20 protein-coding genes, 1 other RNA gene and 1 pseudogene are annotated in these 23,177 nt (G+C 45.7%); 11 read left to right on the forward strand and 11 right to left on the reverse strand.

Annotated elements, in window-relative coordinates; translation table 11 throughout:
• Positions 1 to 11: 11 nt before the first annotated feature.
• The 5 genes from yajC to B5D35_RS11235 form a co-directional block, all read right to left on the reverse strand.
• Positions 12 to 341, reverse strand: coding sequence for a preprotein translocase subunit YajC (gene yajC, locus B5D35_RS11215; RefSeq protein ID WP_078752670.1), 330 nt, complete (start codon positions 339 to 341; stop codon positions 12 to 14).
• A gap of 79 nt (positions 342 to 420) precedes the next feature.
• A complete protein-coding gene (tgt, locus tag B5D35_RS11220; RefSeq protein ID WP_078752687.1) occupies positions 421 to 1,548 on the reverse strand; it encodes a tRNA guanosine(34) transglycosylase Tgt in 1,128 nt (375 codons plus the stop codon).
• Positions 1,549 to 1,694: 146 nt separating this feature from the next.
• On the reverse strand, positions 1,695 to 2,750 hold the full coding sequence (gene queA, locus B5D35_RS11225) for a tRNA preQ1(34) S-adenosylmethionine ribosyltransferase-isomerase QueA (protein WP_078752671.1): 1,056 nt from the start codon (positions 2,748 to 2,750) through the stop codon (positions 1,695 to 1,697).
• Between the two features lie 151 nt (positions 2,751 to 2,901).
• Positions 2,902 to 3,879, reverse strand: coding sequence for a S1 family peptidase (locus tag B5D35_RS11230; RefSeq protein WP_078752672.1), 978 nt, complete (start codon positions 3,877 to 3,879; stop codon positions 2,902 to 2,904).
• A gap of 194 nt (positions 3,880 to 4,073) precedes the next feature.
• Complete coding sequence (locus B5D35_RS11235) at positions 4,074 to 5,057, reverse strand: S1 family serine peptidase (RefSeq protein ID WP_139367753.1); 984 nt, start codon at positions 5,055 to 5,057, stop codon at positions 4,074 to 4,076.
• 177 nt (positions 5,058 to 5,234) lie between these two features.
• Here B5D35_RS11235 and B5D35_RS11240 point away from each other — a divergent pair, with 177 nt between their 5' ends.
• Positions 5,235 to 5,690, forward strand: coding sequence for a CBS domain-containing protein (locus B5D35_RS11240; RefSeq protein ID WP_078752673.1), 456 nt, complete (start codon positions 5,235 to 5,237; stop codon positions 5,688 to 5,690).
• Between the two features lie 21 nt (positions 5,691 to 5,711).
• Entirely contained in the window at positions 5,712 to 6,323 is a 612-nt protein-coding gene (locus tag B5D35_RS11245; protein ID WP_078752674.1) for an acyl carrier protein phosphodiesterase, read from the forward strand.
• A 65-nt stretch (positions 6,324 to 6,388) separates the two neighbouring features.
• Here the strand turns inward: B5D35_RS11245 and aceA are convergent, their stop codons facing one another.
• From aceA to B5D35_RS11260, 3 genes are all read right to left on the reverse strand, one after another.
• On the reverse strand, positions 6,389 to 7,693 hold the full coding sequence (gene aceA / locus B5D35_RS11250) for an isocitrate lyase (RefSeq protein ID WP_078752675.1): 1,305 nt from the start codon (positions 7,691 to 7,693) through the stop codon (positions 6,389 to 6,391).
• Between the two features lie 54 nt (positions 7,694 to 7,747).
• Complete coding sequence (gene aceB, locus B5D35_RS11255) at positions 7,748 to 9,355, reverse strand: malate synthase A (RefSeq protein ID WP_078752676.1); 1,608 nt, start codon at positions 9,353 to 9,355, stop codon at positions 7,748 to 7,750.
• 712 nt (positions 9,356 to 10,067) lie between these two features.
• A complete protein-coding gene (locus B5D35_RS11260; protein WP_078752677.1) occupies positions 10,068 to 10,964 on the reverse strand; it encodes a hydrogen peroxide-inducible genes activator in 897 nt (298 codons plus the stop codon).
• Positions 10,965 to 11,094: 130 nt separating this feature from the next.
• Between B5D35_RS11260 and B5D35_RS11265 the strand changes: the two genes are divergently transcribed.
• The gene (locus B5D35_RS11265) at positions 11,095 to 11,697 is read left to right on the forward strand and encodes a peroxiredoxin C (RefSeq protein ID WP_078752678.1); all 603 of its coding nucleotides are present in this window, start codon (positions 11,095 to 11,097) and stop codon (positions 11,695 to 11,697) included.
• A gap of 592 nt (positions 11,698 to 12,289) precedes the next feature.
• Here the strand turns inward: B5D35_RS11265 and cspE are convergent.
• Complete coding sequence (gene cspE / locus B5D35_RS11270) at positions 12,290 to 12,499, reverse strand: transcription antiterminator/RNA stability regulator CspE (protein WP_067420003.1); 210 nt, start codon at positions 12,497 to 12,499, stop codon at positions 12,290 to 12,292.
• Between the two features lie 382 nt (positions 12,500 to 12,881).
• Here cspE and B5D35_RS11275 point away from each other — a divergent pair, with 382 nt between their 5' ends.
• Positions 12,882 to 13,616, forward strand: a complete 735-nt coding sequence (locus B5D35_RS11275; RefSeq protein WP_078752679.1) for a copper homeostasis protein CutC — start codon at positions 12,882 to 12,884, stop codon at positions 13,614 to 13,616.
• 131 nt (positions 13,617 to 13,747) lie between these two features.
• Here the strand turns inward: B5D35_RS11275 and B5D35_RS11280 are convergent, their stop codons facing one another.
• On the reverse strand, positions 13,748 to 14,098 hold the full coding sequence (locus B5D35_RS11280) for an RnfH family protein (protein ID WP_078752680.1): 351 nt from the start codon (positions 14,096 to 14,098) through the stop codon (positions 13,748 to 13,750).
• A complete protein-coding gene (locus B5D35_RS11285) occupies positions 14,088 to 14,522 on the reverse strand; it encodes an SRPBCC family protein (protein ID WP_078752681.1) in 435 nt (144 codons plus the stop codon). Before B5D35_RS11285 ends, B5D35_RS11280 begins: the two co-directional genes overlap by 11 nt.
• Positions 14,523 to 14,634: 112 nt before the next feature.
• Between B5D35_RS11285 and smpB the strand changes: the two genes are divergently transcribed.
• The 7 genes and pseudogenes from smpB (at position 14,635) to B5D35_RS11320 (ending at position 23,125) form a co-directional block, all read left to right on the forward strand.
• Positions 14,635 to 15,120 (forward strand): SsrA-binding protein SmpB, encoded by a 486-nt coding sequence (gene smpB / locus B5D35_RS11290; protein ID WP_078752682.1) that lies wholly within the window; start codon positions 14,635 to 14,637, stop codon positions 15,118 to 15,120.
• Positions 15,121 to 15,166: 46 nt separating this feature from the next.
• Positions 15,167 to 15,533, forward strand: a transfer-messenger RNA (tmRNA) gene (ssrA, locus tag B5D35_RS11295).
• A 181-nt stretch (positions 15,534 to 15,714) separates the two neighbouring features.
• A complete protein-coding gene (locus tag B5D35_RS11300; RefSeq protein WP_078752683.1) occupies positions 15,715 to 16,944 on the forward strand; it encodes an integrase domain-containing protein in 1,230 nt (409 codons plus the stop codon).
• Between the two features lie 610 nt (positions 16,945 to 17,554).
• Positions 17,555 to 17,830, forward strand: a complete 276-nt coding sequence (locus B5D35_RS11305; protein ID WP_241753149.1) for a helix-turn-helix transcriptional regulator — start codon at positions 17,555 to 17,557, stop codon at positions 17,828 to 17,830.
• Between the two features lie 138 nt (positions 17,831 to 17,968).
• Positions 17,969 to 20,380 (forward strand): hypothetical protein, encoded by a 2,412-nt coding sequence (locus B5D35_RS11310; protein WP_078752685.1) that lies wholly within the window; start codon positions 17,969 to 17,971, stop codon positions 20,378 to 20,380.
• 299 nt (positions 20,381 to 20,679) lie between these two features.
• Positions 20,680 to 22,290: pseudogene (locus tag B5D35_RS11315) on the forward strand (type I restriction-modification system subunit M).
• Positions 22,283 to 23,125, forward strand: a complete 843-nt coding sequence (locus B5D35_RS11320; protein ID WP_078752686.1) for a restriction endonuclease subunit S — start codon at positions 22,283 to 22,285, stop codon at positions 23,123 to 23,125. Before B5D35_RS11315 ends, B5D35_RS11320 begins: the two are co-directional and overlap by 8 nt.
• The last annotated feature ends 52 nt before the right edge of the window (positions 23,126 to 23,177 follow it).

A 23,177-nucleotide genomic window follows, 5' to 3' on the forward strand; every position in this document is an offset into this window, starting at 1 on the left:
TGGTGATGGGGTTACAGCGACTGAATCGTGCCTTTTGGCAGAACAGCAGTCACAAAGTCCTTTTTAATGGTCACTTCACTGTTCGCACCCAGTGCGATAACGATGAAGTCATTGTCGTCCGAAATTTTAGAGATTTTGCCAACCAAACCGCCGCTGGTCAGAACCTCATCACCTTTACCCATCGATGCCATCAGGTTTTTGTGCTCTTTAACACGCTTTGCCTGCGGACGGTAAATCATGAAGTAGAAAATAACGGCAAATAGGCCAAGCATGATAAATAGCTGCATACCGCCACCTTGTGGTGCGCCTTCTGCTGCTGCATGAGCTTGTGAAATAAACATTCAGTTACGTCCTCGTATTAATTTGAACATTTTTACTGGTTTCTTTTTGTCGGCAGTTTCCCGCCGACAATTGGAAACCTTAATCTTTTTTCAGCGGTGGCACGTCGCGGCCACGGCGTTCATAGAACTCTTGAACGAAGGTTTCTAATCTACCTTCGTCGATAGCGTTACGCAAACTCTCCATCAGACGCTGATAGTAGCGCAGGTTATGGATTGTGTTTAGGCGGGCGCCAAGAATTTCATTACAACGATCAAGGTGATGCAAATACGCCTTGCTGTAGTTACGGCAAGTGTAACAGTCACACTCCGGATCCAGTGCAGTTGTATCGGTTTTATGCTTCGCATTGCGGATCTTGATCACACCGCCAGTCACAAACAGGTGTCCATTTCGTGCATTTCGGGTCGGCATAACGCAATCGAACATGTCGATACCGCGACGAACACCCTCAACCAAGTCTTCAGGTTTACCTACACCCATCAGGTAACGAGGCTTATCTTCCGGCAGTTTTGGACAGGTATGCTCAAGAACACGGTGCATGTCTTCTTTAGGCTCACCCACGGCCAAACCGCCTACCGCGTAACCATCAAAACCGATGTTGGTCAGGCCTTCAACAGACACATCTCGCAGGTCTTCGTAAACCGAACCCTGCACGATACCGAACAGTGCATTCTTGTTGCCCATCTTGTCAAAATGGTTACGGCTACGCTGCGCCCAACGCAGGCTCATTTCCATCGATTTTTTCGCTTCATCGTGCGTCGCCGGGTATGGCGTACACTCGTCAAAAATCATCACGATGTCAGAACCCAGGTCGTATTGAATTTCCATCGACTTTTCAGCGTCCATGAAAATCTTGTCTCCGTTTACTGGGTTACGGAAATGCACGCCCTCTTCAGTGATTTTGCGCATTTTACCCAAGCTAAATACCTGGAAACCGCCCGAATCCGTCAGGATAGGACCTTGCCAATGCATAAAATCGTGCAAATCACCGTGTGCACGCATTACGTCTTGACCTGGACGCAGCCACAGGTGGAAGGTGTTGCCCAACAGGATTTGTGCTCCTGTCTCAGCCACTTCTTCCGGCGTCATCCCTTTTACAGTGCCGTAAGTGCCAACAGGCATAAAAGCAGGGGTTTCCACCGTACCGCGTTCAAAAGTCAGACGACCACGACGCGCACGGCCTTCTTTTTTAATCAGTTCGTATTTCACGATACCTCCGACATGCCAGAGAAACAGTCTGGCGTTGATGTGCCTTTGCACAGAGACAAAACTGGCTGTCAGCATAATCGCGGACAGCCAGTAAAAAATTGCTTTCTATCGTTTGGCTTTCCAAACGAGATTTCGCCAAGCCCTGATTATACCTCAGTCTTGCGCGTTACAAACATCGCATCGCCATAACTGAAGAAACGATAGGCATTTTCGATCGCTTCTTTGTAAGCATTCATGACATTGTCATAGCCAGCAAAAGATGACACCAGCATGATCAGCGTCGACTCCGGCAGGTGGAAGTTCGTCACCAGCGCATCCACCAGCTGCCATTCGTAGCCTGGGTAGATAAAGATCTGCGTATCATCGAAGAATGGCTTGAGCTCAGTACCTTGTTGTTTCGCATGTTGCGCTGCACTTTCCAGAGATCGTACCGACGTCGTACCGACCGCAATCACTCGGTTACCACGCGCTTTCGCCGCCAGAACCGCATCCACCACCTCTTGTGGTACTTCTGCATATTCTGCGTGCATCACATGGTCGTTAATGTCATCCACACGTACGGATTGGAACGTACCTGCGCCAACGTGCAAAGTCACAAATGCCGTTTCCACGCCTTTTTCTTTCAGCGTTGCCAGAATGCCTTCGTCAAAATGCAGACCCGCTGTCGGAGCAGCGACTGCACCCGGCTTTTTGTTGTACACCGTTTGGTAGCGTTCTTTGTCCGAATCTTCGTCGGGGCGATCAATGTATGGCGGCAGAGGCATGTGGCCAACTTGATTTAGAATATCAAGCACAGCTTGCTCGTCGCTGAAGTGGATCTCAAACAATGCATCGTGGCGAGCCACCATTTCTGCTTCGAACTCGTCGTTTTCACCCAAGAACAGTTGTGTACCCGGCTTCGGCGGCTTTGATGCACGTACATGCGCCAGAATTGACTTGTCATCCAACATACGCTCAACCAGCACTTCAATCTTGCCGCCCGAGGCTTTTCGACCATAGACACGAGCAGGAATAACACGTGTGTTGTTAAACACCATCAGATCACCTGGCTGAACCAGATCCAAAATATCGGTGAAATTTTTATGGTGCAGTTCGCCCGTATTGCCCGTCAATTGCAGCAGACGGCTAGCGGTACGATTAGGTTGCGGATAACGCGCGATCAGCGCATCCGGAAGGTCGAAGTCAAAGTCGGATACTTGCATTGAAAAAGCCCCATTCTAAAGCAGCCCGCTAGTATAGGCTGCTGTGCTGCAATATCAAGCAAGAAGGTATACCCAACCCACCCGAAGGTGAGGAATTCAAGTCGATTGGGTATTTACGCCTGCATAATATGCACAACAAATGGGCCAAGAATTATGAAAAGCGTTTTCTTTTCTGGAAGAAGAGTAAGCTAAACAAGAAGATGACAAACCATCCGCCCATAGCGCTACCACCACCGTCACCCACCAGTGCACCGCCATTGCCGGCGGTTTCATCGTCACCACCACCTTCGCTCATTTTTTGAGAAATCCAAGATAAGTAATGGCTCACTTCTGCAAAGCCATCGGGAATGAGCGTGCTAGCACACGCATCACTCCAACCAAAACTCACCACACCGATCAAACGGATGCCTCCGTCAGCATCGCTGGCATGTAAAGGGTCTTGCCACGTTAACGGCCCGCCTGAATCTCCCGTACACGTCCCTTTTATCTCGTCATTGATGGCACAGATCGTCATATCCGCACGTGTCTGAGAATAATTACTACCATCGCTATTCCATATACAAACCGAATCTGCAACGCCCGTCATGGCCGTTCCTTTCAAATTAAAGGTCGCATTTTGACGGTCTTGCGTCGTTGTGCCCCAGCCTGTGACATAGAGGTTGTCTTGCACGTCGAGCGCCGCCTCTACATCAAACGCGATTTGATTATTTTCATCAACCAGTTGAATTGCTTGTGACGAGCTAGGGAGGGTGCCAGAAATCTTCAATAGCGCGATATCATTTACCAGCGTGTCATCATCATAATCTTCATGAATAAATCTCGCAGTGACCTCATGCGGTGAGCCCGCAGGCCAATACGCGCTGCCCGCATATACGGTGTATGTATATGAATCATAATCATAAAGGCAATGCGCTGCCGTCAATATATAGTTATCAGCAATGATAGTGCCACCACACGCCAATGAACTCGCGCCATTAGTACCTTGCACGTAGACCTGCCATGGTGCATTGTCGATAGATACATCCGAGCCGCCCACAATCCGAGGTTGTTTATCTTCCGCATACGCAATGCTCGTACCTAATGCACATAAGGCAAACACAGCTCTCCCTAGCCATTGTATTTTTGTCATCCCTGCAACCTTAGCCCTAACTTACTGAAAGTATACAAATTGACGATACCGCATGTGGAAATGAAGAGATAGGGAGGGACAAAAAGGAAGTCAAGGGACTACTCGTTATTCAGCGCAATTCTCACTACGTTGGTGTAATTTCGCGTTTCTATCGTGAAATCTAAGAGATCACATTGCGGACACTGAGCAAGTTATCAGACAGCATAGCGCCGTCTGACAACGTGGGATAGAAAGGCGAATACAAACAGAAACAGTGTTACGCTTCCACCGCCGCCACCCGAACTGGCGGTCGAGGGTGCAGTGGTAGTCGTTGTTAGTGTTGGGCATGAACCGGCCTGACAACCTGAAATCCAGTTCAGATAATTTGAAACCTGCGTGTATACATCCGGATATGCATCTGACGCACACTGATAACTGACACCAAAGCTCACTAACCCAACCAAGGTTGCGCCGCCATCAGCATCTCCCGCTCGCGATGGGTCATACCAAATTAAAGGTCCTCCTGAATCCCCATTACAGGCTCCTTTTCCAGTTTCTTGCGCGCAAAAGAACTTGCTTTGATAGTCTGAAATCGCGTTTACCGTCGAGCCCCATGATGTGGCACAAGATGCATCAGAGATTGTAGAAAGCGTGGCTTTTTGTAGCGTATTGGTTCCTGTCGTACGGTTCGCATCGATAAACCCCCACCCTGTAAGCAGTAAGTCTTTCGCTGCACTGTCTGCCGTCGCATCGACAGCAAGCTGCACCGCATTATTCGGGAGTTGTACAGCAGAGGCATTGGCATGCACGTTCGACGACAGCTTTAAAAGCCCAATGTCATTTTCAAGTGTGCTTTTGTTATAGGCACTATTGGCATACACCGCATCAACGGAGGAGAGAAAGTTGGAGAAGCCAGCACCGAACGTTTCTGCTGTACCTGTATATACCGTGACAGAACTGGCGGCTGCTAAACTAAAGTCTTCATTGTCTCCTGCAGTATCTAAACAGTGTGCGGCAGTTAAAACCCAAGTGCTCGCAATCACCACCCCACCACAATAACTGTTACCGATACGAACAAACGCCTGCCACGGCGCATCCGAAATGACCGCGTCACTTCCACCAACGACATTTGGAGATTTTTCTACCGCTAACAGAGGTAACGACCACAGTGCCACAACGAGCATCATCAGGTTTCGCATAGTGCACCTGCCAATTCCATTTAAATGAAACCCAGTTCCGATCAGCCCCTTCGATAAACACAAAAAAAGTTTTGAAGCATTGCTGTCAGAAAGTATGAATGCCATCACCCAAATCACACCACATTTTCGCTACATTTATTTCATAATCCCATATATTCAATGGAATTAGGAGGTCATATGCTTGCTGTGATTGATATGATGACACCAGCACCGCTTACGCTGTCTATTAAGCATACGATAAATGACGCAAAGTGCCTGATGGATTCAAAACGCATCCGTCACATTCCCATTGCGTCGGACAATAATCGTCTTGAAGGTTTGGTGACCCAACGCGATATTTTGGCTGCACAGAGCTCAAGTCTTGAAAAATCACTCAGCGATAACGACCCCATGCAGGCCACGCTCGATCGATTTATTGACCGCACGCTCTTTACTGTTACGCCAGCCGCAGGCCTTAAAGCCGCTGCACTTTATATGCAAAAGCACAAAATTGGCTGCCTTCCGGTGGTACAACACGATAAGCTGGTTGGCATCATTACAGACTCTGACTTTGTTGCGATTGCCATCACTTTGATTGAATTGCAAGAAGAGGCCGAACCGCCGGAGCTTGAAGACAGCGACGACGCCGCGTAACAAAGCAGTAAGTGAGGTGGATTGAATTTCCTCGCACACCTGCATATTGCAACGCGTTGCCAAAGCCAATTGATGGGGAATCTATTGGCGGATTTTGTTCGGGGCAAACCCGACGGCCGATTCAGCCAAGAAACGGTGGAAGGTGTTTACCTGCACCGATTTGTCGACGGTTATATTGACTCACTTGATACTGTAAAAGCATGCCGAGAACTTTTCCCAAAGCCCTTATATCGTTACAGCGCGATAGCACTTGATATCTTTTGGGATCACGCACTTGCCACGCAGTGGAGTCTATTTCATCCATCAGGATTTGAGCCCTTCTTGCGTGATGCGGAACATCAATGTCGCGCCGCCATTTCACGAGAGCCTTTCCCTCTTCCTGAGCACTTTCTTCATCTACATAACAAAATGTGGAAAGAACAATGGCTTCCCTCCTACCAAGACATTCATACATTGCCTTTTGTGCTAAAACGTATGTCAGCACGGAGTCCTCGAATGGGGCCATTGGCTGAAACAGCACACGTGCTCATCGAACACAGGGAAACGTTACTTGCTCAATTTCCCTCTATATACAGTGATGTCTTACACGCAGCTTCCACATTTAAGGCGCAACAAAAAGAAAAGCGACCCTAGGGTCGCTTTTAAAAGTTCGCAGTGGCGGATTCTTGGGCTTCCTGTTTCTTGGATTGCCTATGCGATTAGAACTGATCTTCTTCTGTTGAGCCTGTCAGTGCAGTCACCGATGACGCGCCACCTTGAATGGTGTTGGTCATCTTATCAAAGTAACCCGTGCCCACTTCTTGTTGGTGCGCGACGAAGGTATACCCTTTATCTGCAGCTGCAAACTCAGGACGCTGTACTTTCTCTACATAGTGGCGCATGCCTTCGCCTTGCGCGTATGCATGCGCCAGTTCGAACATGTTGAACCACATGTTATGGATACCTGCTAGCGTAATGAACTGGTACTTGTAGCCCATGTCAGAGAGCTCTTGCTGGAACCGCGCAATGGTATCTGCGTCCAGATTCTTCTCCCAGTTGAAAGAAGGCGAGCAGTTATACGCCAGCAATTGATCTGGATGCTCAGCCAAAATCGCTTCCGCGAATTGACGCGCTTCGTCCAGATCCGGTTTTGCAGTTTCACACCATACCAAGTCCGCATAAGGAGCATAAGCCAGGCCACGCGCAATCGCTTGATCGATACCCGCGCGCACTTTATAGAAACCTTCTGCCGTGCGATCGCCTTCGATGAAGTCTTTATCGTACGGGTCGCAATCAGACGTCAGCAGGTCGGCAGCGTTTGCATCTGTACGTGCAATCACCAGCGTGGTGGTGCCAGCCACGTCAGCCGCTAAACGTGCAGCAACCAGTTTTTGTACTGCTTCTTGGGTTGGAACCAGGACTTTACCGCCCATGTGGCCACATTTTTTCACTGAAGCCAGTTGGTCTTCGAAATGCACGCCCGCAGCACCCGCTTCAATCATGTGTTTCATCAGCTCATAAGCATTCAACACACCGCCAAAGCCCGCTTCGGCATCCGCCACGATTGGAAGAAAGTAATCCGTACCCGTTTCTGGTGTATCGCCTTTCGACCATTGAATTTGATCCGCACGGCGGAAAGCATTGTTGATACGTTTTACTACGACAGGGACAGAATCAACTGGGTACAGTGATTGGTCTGGGTACATGCTGGACGCGGTGTTGTTATCCGCCGCCACCTGCCAACCGGACAGATAAATCGCTTCAATACCCGCTTTCGCTTGTTGCACGGCCTGACCGCCAGTCAACGCACCTAAGCAGTTCACGTAACCTTTTTTCGCTGACCCATTGACGAGATCCCACAACTTCTCTGCGCCACGCTGAGCGATGGTTTGTTCCGGTACAAAAGAGCCACGAAGTTCTACAACCTCTTCTGCAGTGTAAGTGCGCTTAACATTCTTCCAACGTGGGTTTTCTTCCCAGTCTTTATTTAGCGCGTCGATTTGCTGTTGTCTCGTCAGTGTCATTGTGCTTCCCTCTCTCAATGTGCAAAGTTAGTCGTTTTTACATTCACTCAATCGTTAATCCAGTAGCTCATACCCCGACAACGTCAGGAAATCGGCAAGCTCATCACTGGTGGTCAGTTGCTCCATCAAACTGGCCGCCTGAACATACTTGCCGCGGTTAAACACGTCTTCACCCAGCTCTTCTTGCAGCACCGTCATTTCTTCTGCCAAACACGTGCGGAAGAAATCAGCCGTCACCGTTTTACCGTTGCTTAGTGCTTTCTCGTGTTTAATCCATTGCCAAATAGAAGCGCGGGAGATCTCCGCCGTCGCCGCATCTTCCATCAAGCCATAGATAGGCACACATCCGTTCCCTGAAATCCATGCTTCGATGTATTGCACCGCAACACGAATGTTGTGACGCATCCCATCTTCTGTGCGGTCCCCTTCGCAAGGCGCCGTCAGCTCTTTAGATGTGATAGGTGCATCTTGTTCACGGGTAACATCTAACTGGTTTTTTCTGTCTCCCAATGCCGCGTCAAACACCGCTTTTGCCGTGTCAGCAAGACCGGGGTGCGCAACCCAAGTCCCGTCGTGCCCGTTATTCGCTTCAAGGGATTTATCCGTGGTGATTTTGTCCAGTACCCACGCATTTTTTTCTGGGTCTTTCGACGGAATAAAGGCCGCCATACCGCCCATCGCCATCGCACCACGGCGGTGACAGGTTCTCACCAATAAACGTGAGTAGGCATTCAAGAACGGTTTTTCCATCGTCACGACCTGACGGTCAGGTAATACACGATCAGGGTGGTTACGGAACGTTTTGATATAGCTAAAAATGTAATCCCACCGGCCGCAGTTCAACGCAACAATGTGATCTTTCAGGCTATAAAGAATTTCATCCATCTCAAACACAGCGGGCAGGGTTTCAATCAAGACAGTAGCTTTAATGGTGCCGCGAGACAGCTCAAACTCGTCCTCGGCAAAACAGAACACATCGTTCCACCACGCTGCTTCTTGGTGAGCCTGCAATTTCGGCAGGTAGAAGTAAGGGCCAGAGCCATTTTCAAGTAACGCTTTGTGGTTTCGGAAGAAATACAGCCCGAAATCAAACAACGCGCCAGGAATCGGCTTCCCGTCTAATAGCACGTGCTTTTCTTTTAGGTGCAGGCCACGCACACGGCAAATTAATACTGAAGGGTCATCACCCAACGCATAATGCTTACCCGTCGATGGGTTGTTATAGGTAATAGTACGACTGATAGCATCTGTCAGGTTCCGTTGGCCTTGCAAAACAGGGCCCCAAACCGGCGAAAACGAATCTTCAAAGTCCGCCATGAACACTTTAACGTTCGCATTGAGTGCATTAATCACCATTTTACGCTCAGGCGGTCCGGTGATTTCCAGCCGACGATCTTGTAAGTCTTCCGGAATGCCGCGAATGGCCCACGCCTCTTCTCTGATGGATGCGGTTTCCGGCAGAAAATCTGGGATACTGCCAGCATCAAACTGTGCCTGACGCGCAGCTCGGGCATCTAAGAGCTCAGGGACGCGATGTGAAAAACGAGTCGCGAGCTTATGGAGAAATGCAAGAGCTTCATCCGTCAAGACATCCGATTCTTGACCCGTGATGGGTGGGTTGAACGATAATTGCGATGAAGTTTGTTGTGCTTGCAAATCCATATCCTTCCTCCATTTTCATTTGTAACCAAATCACAACACTAGCGCTATTCCTTAGCGCAAGACATTGGTTTTAATTTGCACCGAACTCCTCAATAAATTTGCGTATTTATTGAAGAAGGTCAACACCTACCAAGGTATTACAGTTAATTAACAATCGACCATAACACTTAAAAAAACAACAAGATAAATAAATAAATATAGAGTTTTAACTCAAAACACTAAATTAAAACAATATGCAGATTCTTATTCCGTTTATCATCAGATCATCCCAATGTTGTATTTTTGTAATGACTTACGTAATTAAATTACTTTATCTGCATTTTTAGAAACAAAGAAAATGCCACGTTTTAAACGTAGCAGCAGAACGCCGTACCTGCATAAACTCCTTCTATAACAAAAAGTTAACAATAAGGGTGATTTTCAAGATGTACATGAAATGATCGTAACCGCTTAATAATTAGCTAAAAATATGTCGGCATTCCTACAGAAGTTAGTTTCAAGACTGCAGAACACTTTCTTTATCGTATTTAGAGCTTTCATCCAATCGAGAGCAGATAGGCAGAGTATTGTGTTTAATTTCCTCTCAATTACTCACAACCGTAAGCTTTGCTGAAATTTGTGCGGCTATTTCATCGTTTTGAGACGGATAGAAGGGAAATGCCGTCCGGTATCAAGAGGGAAAACCGGACAGCCAATAACATATCTGAGGAGGTTAAAGCAGGGATTCTACCAATTCAGCAAGTGCATCAAATGTGGGTTTTCGGCTAGACGTCGGTCGCCAGACCAAGCCAATCTCACGATACGCTTCCTGACCGGGTGGCTCAAGGATAGCTAGATTCAGGTTTTCAATAAGGCCGTGCTTGATGGCCATTTGTGGAATAAATGTCGTCCCTAGCCCATTAGCCACCATCTGGACCAAGGTGTGTAAGCTGGTGGCCGAAAATGGGTTGATCTTTGCCGTGGATGTCAGGTTACAAGCAGAGACTGCGTGATCGGTCAGGCAATGTTCTCGTTCTAATAGAAAGACCGACTCATCCGGCAAGTCCGAGTAGCTCAACGGTGAATGCACCTGCGACGCCTGAAATTTGCTCATCACCATTTTAAAAGCATCACGCCCCACTGCCCGGCTCGCCATGTTACCGATGTCGACAGGCAGCGCGAGGATCAGTACATCCATTTCCCCACTTTTTAGGGCTGTCAGTAAATTGGCCGTGGTGTCTTCACGCAACAAGAGGTCAAGTTCCGGATATTGCTTATTCACTGCCTGTACCAAATCGCACAGTAAGAAAGGCGCAATAGTAGGTATGCAGCCCACCCGCAGCTTACCCTGCATAGGGCGTTCACTGACTTGTGTCAGTTCCATTAAATCTTGGCTTTTTGCTAGAATTTCGCGACTGCGAGACACCACATCTTCACCAATTGCAGAAAATACCAACGTTTTGTTATCGCGCTCAATAAGCTGAGATCCAATCAAATCTTCTAGGTTTTGGATCCCGGAACTTAGTGTAGACTGGCTAACGAAGCATTGTTTTGCAGCCTCGCCAAAGTGGCGCGTCTCGTACAATGTCACCAAATAATGAAGCTGTTTGAGAGAAGGGAACTTTGTCATCGATTTTTCCGATTACATTAATCTATTAAATCCACTTTTTTCAATTTAGCAGTTCTATTATAGTTTGTCCCGTTCATAGATGAATCGAGGCGTTATCGCCTGATACACAAACATTTTTAGGAGCTGAGAAATGGTACTAGTAGGCCGTCAAGCACCAGACTTTACTGCAGCAGCAGTACTGGGCAATGGTGAAATCGTAGATAACTTCAATCTGAAAGCGTTCACCAAAGGTAAGAAAGCGGTTCTGTTTTTCTACCCGCTGGATTTCACCTTCGTATGTCCTTCTGAGCTGATCGCTTTTGACAAGCGTCATGCTGACTTCCAAGCGAAAGGCGTAGAAGTAATCGGTGTTTCTATCGACTCTCAGTTCTCTCACAACGCATGGCGTAACACTGCTGTTGAAGACGGCGGTATCGGCCAAGTTAAATACCCACTGGTTGCAGACGTTAAGCACGAAATCTGTAAAGCTTACGATGTAGAGCACCCAGAAGCGGGCGTTGCGTTCCGTGGTTCTTTCTTGATCGACGAAGACGGTCTGGTTCACCACCAAGTTGTTAACGACCTGCCATTGGGCCGTAACATCGACGAAATGCTGCGCATGGTTGACGCACTGAACTTCCACCAGAAAAACGGTGAAGTTTGCCCAGCACAGTGGGAAGAAGGTAAAGCGGGTATGGACGCATCGCCTAAAGGTGTTGCAGCGTACCTGTCTGAGCACACTGAAGACCTGTAATTGGTCTGACTGCTTCTCAACGGCAGTCCCTAACGCGTAAGCGTAAAGCCAAAAAGTCAGCTAAAAAAATATGAGGCCCGGACCACCGGGCCCTTTTCGTATCTGGCGTTTGCCAACCAAGATCTCCACCCCTGCAAATCTTCCCGCTTTCTACTTTCTACAGCCAGCCTTCACGAAAAACCGCACGTAACACACCGGATGGACACTCACTACCGACGCCCGCATTCATACACTGCAATTGCCCTACAAACTCAGCTCTTCAAACGATAAAAGAACACAGTCCACGGTGAGTGAGTGTGGCTGTCATAGATAAACGCTGGAGAGCAAATAGGCGCGATTTAATACCACATCGAGGTTGATGAAATCAGCATGAAAGATACAGGGGCAGAAGGCGTTGATATGGGTTGCTTGGTGCTTGGAAAGAGTGGAGCAATAGGGAATGCGAAGATAGAAGATAGAAGATAGAAGATAGAAGATAGAAGATAGAAGATAGAAGATAGAAGATAGAAATTTTGCCTTCAAAAAGTGAATTTCTCACCTTCCAGATAGCAAAAAAAGGCCGCGGATTGCTCCGCGGCCCTTTTTACGACAATTACAGCTTGATTACGTTAGCTGCTTGAGGGCCTTTTTGGCCTTGCTCAACGTCGAAAGAAACCTTTTGGCCTTCAGCAAGAGTTTTGAAACCTTCTGAAGCGATTGCACGGAAATGTACGAATACGTCTGCGCCGCCGTTGTCTTGAGAAATGAAACCAAAACCTTTTTCTTCGTTAAACCATTTTACGATGCCAGTAGACTTAGACATTTTATGCCCCTTATATATAAATTCGATGAAAAGTCGCTTATTGCGAGTATTGCACTGAATGTTGAATTATTGAATGTGACGATTAAGCGAAGGGGACACAGAGGTCATCGTATTAACGAAGGAAATCTGCGGTCTTACTTTAACTTTATGTTGCATTAATAACTCTGCAAACCAGAGCGAGGCTTATAATAAAGGAACAGCAGCCAATGTAAAGCGTTATCTTGCGTTTAATTTAAGTAAATTTGCTGATTGCTTATTTTTTAACCACTTAGCGTGTTCTGTGAAGACGCATGCAACTTTTACCAAACTTTTACACCACCCCGCTTCTATTTTAACCATATCTCATTGATGATGAGCGAAAATCCATAGCGAGGAACGCGTAATGTCTGTATTGGTCGAAGTTTGTATCGATAGCCTTGAATCCCTTCCTATAGCTCAAACCGCTGGTGCCGGACGCATAGAGCTGTGCAGCTCACTGGCAACGGGTGGCCTTACCGCCAGCGCAGGCTATATGAAACACGCCGCACGCATCAGCAATATTCCGGTTTATGGCATCATTCGTCCACGAGAAGGCGACTTTCTGTATTCCAGTGATGATATCGAGATCATGCTGGCCGATATTCACATGGCACGTTCAGCCGGCCTTAACGGTGTGGTGATCGGGGCGTTGAATGCAGACGGCACACTTGCACAAGATGCCCTCAGTGACATGATTAAAGCCGCTGGCGATTTGGGCATTACTTTCCACCGCGCCATCGACCATTGTGCCACCCCGTTCGATGCCCTCGAATTTCTGATGGCGAATGGCGTAGAACGCATTTTGACATCAGGTCTGGCGAAAAATGCCGAGATGGGTATCGACATGCTAAAAGAGATGGTGACCTTCACCCACAACCGACTCAGTATCATGCCAGGTGCGGGCGTATCACCCGATAATGCCAAACGCATCATCGACGCTACTGGCGCACATGAAATTCACCTTTCCGGTAAAACCACCCGTCAATCACTGATGCACTACCGCAACGAAAAAGCGACCATGGGCAACAGTGACAGCGACTTTGACATTACCGTTACCAACCCCGATATCATCGCACGCACAATCGCCGCAGTTCGTTAACTAAAAGCCGCGGTTTATAGCAAGCTTCGAAAAAACATCACTTGCGAAAATATCGATACGCGAACATAAAAAAGGGCAGCCACATTGGCTGCCCTTCTTCTACAGTTAATTCCTGCTCTTACTGTTTAACCCTACTCTGCTTTACGCTGAGGGTTCACTTTCCCGCCCGTTACTGGGTCAGATTTGCCTTCCGCTTTCATGCGTTCAGCACGGCGGCGGCGAATTTCTTTCGGATCGGCCACCAAAGGGCGATAAATTTCAATGCGATCGCCATCATGTACAAATGCATCCAGCTTCACCAATCGGCTGAATACACCCACCTTATTGCTTTTCAAATCAATGTCTGGATACGCTTCCAGCACCCCAGAATGGCGGATGATGTCTTCCACATGCATATCTGGTGTCACAATCGCCTTAAACACACGTTGCTCAGTAGGCAGCGCGTACACCACTTCTACATGCAGCAGCTTTTCATCGCTCATAGACGTCTCTCGCCCTTTGGGTAAACGCTTTTACCATGTTCAGGGTCAGCTCGTTAAACACCTTACCGAACGCCATCTCCACCAGACTGTTTTTAAATTCAAAGTCCAGATTCAATTCGATTTTACAGGCATCCGTATCTAGGGAAGTAAAATTCCAACCACCGACCAGCTTACGGAACGGGCCATCAACCAGCTCCATTTTGATCGCCTCACCGCTTACCAACTCATTACGTGTGGTAAAGGTTTTGCGAATGCCCGCTTTTGCCACATCCACAGACGCAGTCATGGCACTGTCGCTTGCTTCTAACACGCGCGAACCGGCGCAGCCAGGCAAGAACGACGGATAAGATTCAACATCATTCACAAGCTTAAACATTTGCTCTGCACTAAACGGCACGAGGGCAGAACGGGTAATACGTGGCATAGCATCTCCTCATAGGTCGATGCCGACATCATATCACTGGACTGAATTTAGGCAAAAAAACCCATAAAAAGTATATCGCCAGAGAGAATCACTGCCGTATAATGGGGCCATTATGGTAAAGAAAAATTCAAAGAATAAAGCGGGCAGCAATACAATTGCGCAGAACCGCCAAGCTCGCCACGAATACTTCATCGAAGACGATGTTGAAGTAGGGCTTGAGCTACAAGGATGGGAAGTGAAAGCCCTCCGTGCAGGCAAGGTGAACATCAGTGAGAGCTATGTGTTCTTCCGCGATGGCGAAGCCTTTATGTCCGGAGCGACAATCACGCCACTTAACGTTGCTTCTACTCACGTAGTTGCCGACCCAACACGTGTGCGAAAACTGCTGCTTAAGCGTCGTGAACTCGACTCTTTGATTGGCAAAGTGAACCGCGAAGGTTACACTGTTATCGCATTGTCCATGTACTGGAAACAGTCATGGGCTAAACTTAAGATTGGTCTGGCGAAAGGTAAAAAGCTTCATGACAAGCGCGATGCATCAAAAGATCGCGATTGGCAGCGCGACAAAGCACGTATCATGAAGGCTGCAGTCAGATAATCGTTGACGCAGCAGAGCTTTATGCTAGTATCTGCGACATAATTCCGGGGCTGATTCAGGATTCGACAGGATCAAGAAGGCTCGTGGAGCATGCCGAGGGGCGGTTTGCCTCGTAAAAAGCCGCAAAAAAATAGTCGCAAACGACGAAAACTACGCACTAGCAGCTTAATAACCTGCTGAGAGCCTGCCCTCCCTAGCCTCCGCCTGTAGGACGGGGAATCAGGGCAGTCAAACCCAAACAGGATCGCGTGGATGCTTTGACTCGATAGCTGAAGCGCTAAAGATAATTCGGGTATGTCTTTTTGTAGCGTGTCTATTCGCAGCACACTGACGAGATTAAAGATAGACTAAGCATGTAGCGCCATTAGTTAGACTGATTTTGGACGCGGGTTCAACTCCCGCCAGCTCCACCAAATACGCGTATCGGGACATCTCAGGATGTCCCGTTTTCTTTTCTAAAGCCTTGTAATACCTAGCATTGAGCGTCTCACACTATCTCATCGTGATTCACTTAATCTCTCTTCTTTAGTAACATCCTTTGCAACACCACAGAATTTAGTCACATTCTGTTGTTACATCGCAAAGGAAAATAAAATGGCTAGACAAATCAAGCCCTTATCTACAACTCAAGTTAGTAAAGCAAAACCAGCAGAAAAAGAATATTCACTGGCTGATGGTAACGGTCTGTACCTACGAATTAAACCCAATGGCTCAAAATTATGGCTATTCAATTACATCCACCCCATAACTAAAAAACGTAAAAACGTTGGCTTAGGTATCTTTCCTGATATCACCCTTGCATCGGCTAGAGAAAAAACAAGAGAGATGCGTACCTTGGTTGCTGAAGGTATCGATCCAAAGACATATAGAGATAATCAACGCATCAATGCTCAGATCGCTCAAGCATCAACATTAAAAGCAGTTGCTGAAGAATGGTTTGAAGTAAAAAGTCATAAAGTATCTGCAAATTATGCAGATGATATTTGGCGCTCTCTTGAACTTCATGTTTTTCCAAATCTTGGTAATTTTCCGATCCATGAACTCACCTGTCCTATCGTAATTCAGGTCTTAAGACCGATTGAAGCAAAAGGCACTCTTGAAACTGTCCAACGTGTTTGTCAACGTTTGAATGAAATAATGGATTACGCAACTAACTGCGGAAAACTCCAATCAAACCCACTATCAAAAATTAGACAAGTTTTTAAAAAGCCAGAAGTAGAGCACATGCTCACGATAAAACCTGAAGACTTAAACCTATTAATGCAAAAAATGTCTTTAGCAAACATTAAGCACATCACTCGCTGTGCGTTTGAATTTCAACTGCATACCCTAACTCGCCCAGTTGAGTGCGCTCGTGCAGAGTGGTCAGAAATAGACTTTGTCAAACGACTTTGGGTCATCAGTCGCACGAAAATGAAAATGAAGCGAGACCATAAAATACCGCTCTCATACGCTTCTATTCAGCTTTTAGAATTCATGAAGCCAATTTCGTTCGGCCAAAAGTACGTATTCCCTAGTGGAAAATCGACAGGCGAACATATGAATAGCCAAAGTGTGAATGCTGCTCTTAAACGCGCGGGGATGTCTGGAAAGCTCGTAAGCCACGGTATGCGATCAATTGGTAGCACCGCGCTGAACGAACATGGCTTCAATAAAGATGCGATTGAACTCTGCTTAGCTCATGTCGATTCAAACACAATCAGAGATATCTACAATAACGCAGAATACCTTGATGAACGACGAAAAATCATGACGTGGTGGAGTGACTTCATCCTTGAAGCCTCAAAAAACACTAACACCATTGCAAAACCTGAACAACATTGAGCTGCCTGATTTTGAGGGCATTTAGATTACAGACTAAGTGCTCTCCTAGCTCACCGCATAACAAGGAGCAAACGATTAATAAACAAGCATATCAAGATAATTACACCAGACCAGGAAGGAACATTAATATCGAATGCTATCAGCCAGATATCTCCACCACTCCTCTACGAGTTCTTGACTATTTGCTGAATGCTGGCGGCAACAGGAAGTCAAATAGCACTACTTGAGTGATAAAGATCACACTTAATCAGCAAATTAAATAATTTAATATTGACGAACGACGGGATCTCAATTAAAACATACCTCGTTCAATAAATACTTTTCTTAATGGAGAACAGACACTTACTGGCTTAATCGCCTTCTGCCACAAGGGCAGTCTACTGAGAGTAATTATTTATTATTTTTTTGATTTAGCATTAACTAACCCGCTTAATATCGCTCTGATAGGTATTACAGCAACAACATCAAGTTCACTTAGGTGCATCAATGTATTGCATCGGTGACTCCTGACGCAGCAAGTTATCTGATCTTTCAGATGGCATATCCCATAACATTTAGGGATGCGCAGAACTAGTTAGTGCGGATCGTCTCGTAGAAGGTAATGTCTGTTATGAACCACACTCAAATTCAAATCAAAATCGAACGTAAAGCTGACGTACTAAAGCGCATCCCTTTCTCTCGTGCAACCTTGCACCGCAAAATCAATGACGGCACTTTTCCACCTTCTATTCCTTTAGGCGCAAATTCTGTGGGTTTTCTCGCTCATGAAATCGACACATTTCTTGCAGCCATCGTTGTAGGTCAAGATCTACAACAAGTAGTCGCAACTCTAGTGGAACAACGTCAAGCGCTCTTCGACAACAGTTTCTTATCACTAGCTGCTTAACTAAGCAATTCGCACAAAATCAATTAAACCAATTGTTTATTGTATGCTTTAGCATGCTAGCAAAAGTGCAGAATTTCTTAGTTATATATATTATCTAGAGAATTTTGCACCTTTGCGTTGACCACGGAATAAGAATAAATGAACGTCATCGCACAATCTCAAACCGCAGAGCACACACTCATCCAATCATCAGACAAAGCCGTAAAGTCTGTTTCGATTCTGATCTCACCATTCATTGAATATGTGGCAACAGAACGCCGAGTCGTTGCATTAAGCAACGACAGTATCAATGCGGGTGAAGTAATTGGCTATTATAAAGATGCTGGCTTTGACATTTTGCTTGTTGTTGACTCGAAAATGCTGCCTGAGCTAACAGCAAAAGTGATGGCATATAACTATCAAAATGCTCGTGTACCAGTCTTAGATATCAAAACAGGCACAATCCACCCGTTAAATGACTTTTATAGTATCGTGAGCTACCTTAGCTTATGCTGCTCATTAACTTCTTGTCCTGATGTTATCACATCGCTAGCAACTCAATTACTTCGCACGATGCCACTGATCAACAGCACTATTGATTCATGTTTAGCGACCCATGCCGTAAACGCAATTAACAAACTACAGCAGCCCGTTTTACGTCATGCTCTCAATGAACAACTTAGTCATTGTCGCACTCAGGTTAAAAAATTTATGTGTCCAACCGTTCAAACCGATCTCTTAACGGTAAAAAGCCTAGATACACCCGAGTGCGCCAAGCTAATCAATAACACGCGTACCCTCGCAATTAAGTCAGCGACTGGAACAGGGAAAACCAAACATGTCTTTGGCCCTGTGGCGCAAACAGCAAAGAAGCAGAATAAAAAGGTGACTTACCTGTCATACCTCACAGCTTTAGTTGAACAATACTGCACTGACAACCTAGCAACTAGTTACAACGATGAGCTATCAAAGTTAGAAGAAGCCTCTGCGATCGGAGTCGTAGTCAACAGCATCTGGAAGACGCACATTTTTACTTTTCTAAAGCAGACTGACATTCTTATCATTGATGAGTTTGAAAAAGTGTTGAGTGCGATCGTTTGCTCTAAAGATAGCGAAAAACTACCTAGACAGCTTGTCTTCGAGTGCTTGTCTGAGATTATCCGCAATGTTCCGCAACTGATTGTGGGCGATGCTGACATATCAAACATCGGTTTGAGTTATATCAAGGGGTTGCGAGGTGAAGTGACGCTTCTAAACTGCACTGCAAACCCTTACGCCAACATCAAAGCCGTTATTACTGACAAAAACCAATACATATCTAATCTCCACCTACATAAGCAGTTTAATCAAGATAAAATCTTCTTGTTTGACTCTCTAAAAACTCTACGCAACGTCACCAAGTCGTTAGGGTATGAAAATGAAAACAAGCTTGATTGCGAAAAATCAGCACTTGCTGACGGTGTACTAGTGATTCATGGTGATAACAAAGATATGCCAAAACAGAGCGCTTTTTTAGCTAATCCAAATGATGAAATTAGCAAGTACAAGGCCATTATGGCATCCCCTTGCCTAGGTTCTGGTTTTTCTATTACAACGCATTTTTCCGATAAAGTTGTCGTATTCTGCGATAAAACACTAGCACCGCTAGAACTAGTAAACTTTGCAAGACGCTTTCGCACAGCAAAAACGATTTGGTTTGCGATTGATGCCTTTGCGGATTTCTCAGCACCTAAAACTCACAAAATCAAATATGACTCAAGATTTCACTATCAAGCGACAGATGCACTCCATATTGAGTTCTTAAACTCAAAGCACATGTTCTTTTCTTCATTCGCTTTGCACATGCACATAACACTGGAAGAACTAGGGTTTACTACGGCATCAGCCCCCTCTTCTCTTATGGATCAATGTTTAGCTAAAAAGTGTGTAAACGAACAACAAAAGACATACAGAACATTGCTCATTGAGGCGATTGTAAACGCACCGAATTTATCGAGCGAACAAGCCGTCAATCTACGCGAATCAAACGCTCGTACATCATCCGACAATGCGGCTTTAACCAAACGCCGAATCAGAACAGATTACCAGCTCCTTGCCGTGGAACAAGATGATGTTCTTTTTCATTATGAGTTTATGAAACACAGAGATATCTTTGATGCATTTCCTTTTGTTAAACGCCATAAAGTTAAGCAAAATACACAGCCAAAACATCAAGATACTGCGAACTTTATCTTTCAAACCATTTTGAAAGAACATGGTTTCTGCGAAATCGAAAAGAGCCTGTCTATTCATAAAGATGACGTTCGTATCATAGTTGAGCACTGCTACAACCAAAGAACACATTTGAATTGGGTTTTAGATGAAGCACTGCACATCACGAAACCTTTGCACAAAGAAGCCAAATTAAATAAAGCAACATCGTACCTGAAAAAATTGCTCTCCTCGCTCGGCTTTGAAATGGCAAGGTTCAGCGGCAACACCAATAAAGCACGCGTAACCCTTCACAAGCATGCTGCGACATATGCAGAAATGGATGCCAACTACTATATCCCAGTGGACATCGCAGCTTAAATCTCTATCCCTGCTACCTATAGCTACTGCTTATACAGTTACAACCTAAGCAAAGGTGGCAGGGTATAAGCTCCTAAACGCACGTTTCCGTGCGAGTCTCAAATATCATGACCTTTGTCTCTCAATTGCTCTATGTTGCGCTATAATGCCCGCAAATTTTGTTCTTTGCCGACTAACCAACAAGGCAAGCCGTGAACGCTAAAGAGATCCAGATGACAAACAATACCACCACTGTCGAAACAGCAGACAAGATCAGCTTAGAAGAGCTTAAGACATGGCTTTGGGGCAGCGCAAACATCATGCGCGGCACTGTAGACAGCTCAGACTTCAAAAACTATATCTTTGGTCTTATTTTCCTTAAGCGCCTTTCTGATGTGTTTGACGAGCGCGTACAAGCCGTGATGGATGAAGAAGATTGCAGTGCTGACGTAGCAATGGAAATTATCCTAGAAGATAACCCAGAGCAATTCGTGCCAGTGGATGCGCGTTGGGCAAATTTCACCAAGAAATCGGAAAACGTTGGCGAATCTATCGATGAAGCGTTTGCCAAAATTGAAGAACAAAACCCAACCTTAGAAAAAGTGCTAACAGCGATCCAATTCGGTGACAAAGAAAAGCTCAGCAACGAGCTTCTCATGCGCCTGCTTCGCCACTTCAACCAACATAAACTGGGCAACAAGAACCTTTACAAGGCTGACTTGCTTGGTGATGCTTACGAATACCTGATTGGTAAATTCGCCGATGATGCTGGCAAAAAAGGTGGCGAGTTCTATACCCCGCACGAAGTAGTAGAGCTGATCGTAAAACTGATTGACCCACAACCAGGGCATGAAATCTATGACCTTACATGAGGATGTGGCGGCATGCTGGTTGAGTCAGCGCGTCATATCAAAGAGAACTACGCCAACGGTACAGTGATGGGGAAACCAAACTGTAAGTTATACGGTCAAGAGAAAAATCTAGGTACGTGGGCTATTGCCAAGCTGAACATGTTCTTGCATAACCTTGATGGGGACATCAAGCGTGGTGATACCTTGGTTAACCCATTACACAAAAGTGGCGAAGGCTTACAAACCTTTGACCGAGTAATCGCAAACCCTCCGTTTTCAATCAAAGAATGGTGGGAACCACTAGAAGTAAACAAAAAGACCAAGATCGATAAAAACGGTAAAGAAACCGAAATCGCGCCAAAATACTCGACTGAACTAAAAGACAAATTTGGTCGTTTTGGTCTAGGCATTGCTCCACGTACCAAAGCGGATCTGGCTTTTGTTCAGCATATGATTGCATCAACCAAAGACGATGGTCGCATCGGTGTGGTTGTGCCCCACGGAGTGCTTTTTCGTGAAGGTGATGAGGGAAAAATCCGTAAAGGCATGCTAGTTGGCAAAGATGATTTTAAAGGCGACTTGATTGAGGGTGTGGTTGGTTTGCCGCCAGCACTTTTCTTCAACACGGGTATCGCGGCGGCAGTGTTGATTATCAACAAAAACAAGCCTACGGCGTTAAAGAACAAGGTTATCTTCGTTGATGCTTCTGCTGAGTTTGGTGAAGGCAAAGCGATGAACTTCCTACGTGAAGCCGATATCAAACGTATTACGACTGAATACAATAAGGCGAAGCAAACACTTGTAGACGCAGGGGAGCAAACAGAAGATAAGTTTTCAGAGCTATTGGATTCCGTCGCTATTGATAAATACCTACGAGTGGTCGATATCGAAGAGATTAAGCAGAATGACTTTAACCTCAATATAAGCCGTTATATTGATACCTCTGAGGAAGAGGAAGCTATTGATCTATCGTTAGTTTTAGATCGCTTAAAAACAATAGAGTCTGAGATTACAGAATGTGAAGTAAAGTTATCTCATCATCTTAAATACTTGGGATTAGAGGTCACTAACAATGACTAATGCCGTTGTAGATTGGGCATCTGTAGAGCTAGGTACATTAGTCTCAATCAAGTGCCCAAAATTCGATCCAAAATCTCAAAGTGATGAAAGAAAGTGTATAGAGCTAGAACATATTGAGCAACAGTCTGGTCGAATAATTGGGTGCTCCAATACTTTAGAAAGCACTAGCACTAAGAATGTAATTTCTAAAGGTGACGTGTTGTTTGGCAAATTACGTCCTTATTTAAAAAAGTTTGCACTAGCACCATTCAATGGTGTGTGCAGCTCTGAAATCTGGGTACTGTCTCCAAATAAGCTTATAGAAAAAACCTTCTTATATTATCTGGTTCAAACTGATTCTTTTCTAGATCAAGCAAATAAGTCATGTGGCACAAAAATGCCTCGTGCAGATTGGAAGGTAGTCTCAAAATATGAGTTTCCTTTGCCTTCTTTGACAGAACAACAAAAAATCGCAGAAGTCCTATCAACTGTTGATAAGAAGATTGACCTCATTGACCAAAAGATAGCTGAAACCGAAAAGCTCAAAACTGGACTGATGCAAAAGCTATTTTCAGAAGGCGTAGGTGTTCAAGATTCAAATGGTAACTGGCAACCTCATAATGAGTTTCAAGCTAACCGACTGCCAATTGGCTGGAAAGTAAATACACTTGGCTCAATAGCGAGTATTACAAGTGGTGGCACCCCATCTCGTAAAAAAAGCAACTACTGGGAAGATGGCGACATACCCTGGGTCACAACTAGCGAAGTGAACTTCAATCGCATAACCCATTCAGCACAAAGCATAACACAGGAGGGGCTGGATAATTCTGCTGCAAAATTAGGCTTTGTTGCTTAAATCGATGGAACTAAATCTAGAAGCTACGATCTGATCGGCTACACCCATCAAT

Origin of the sequence: Enterovibrio nigricans DSM 22720, assembly GCF_900167155.1 — a bacterium.
GTDB classification, from domain to species: domain Bacteria; phylum Pseudomonadota; class Gammaproteobacteria; order Enterobacterales; family Vibrionaceae; genus Enterovibrio; species Enterovibrio nigricans.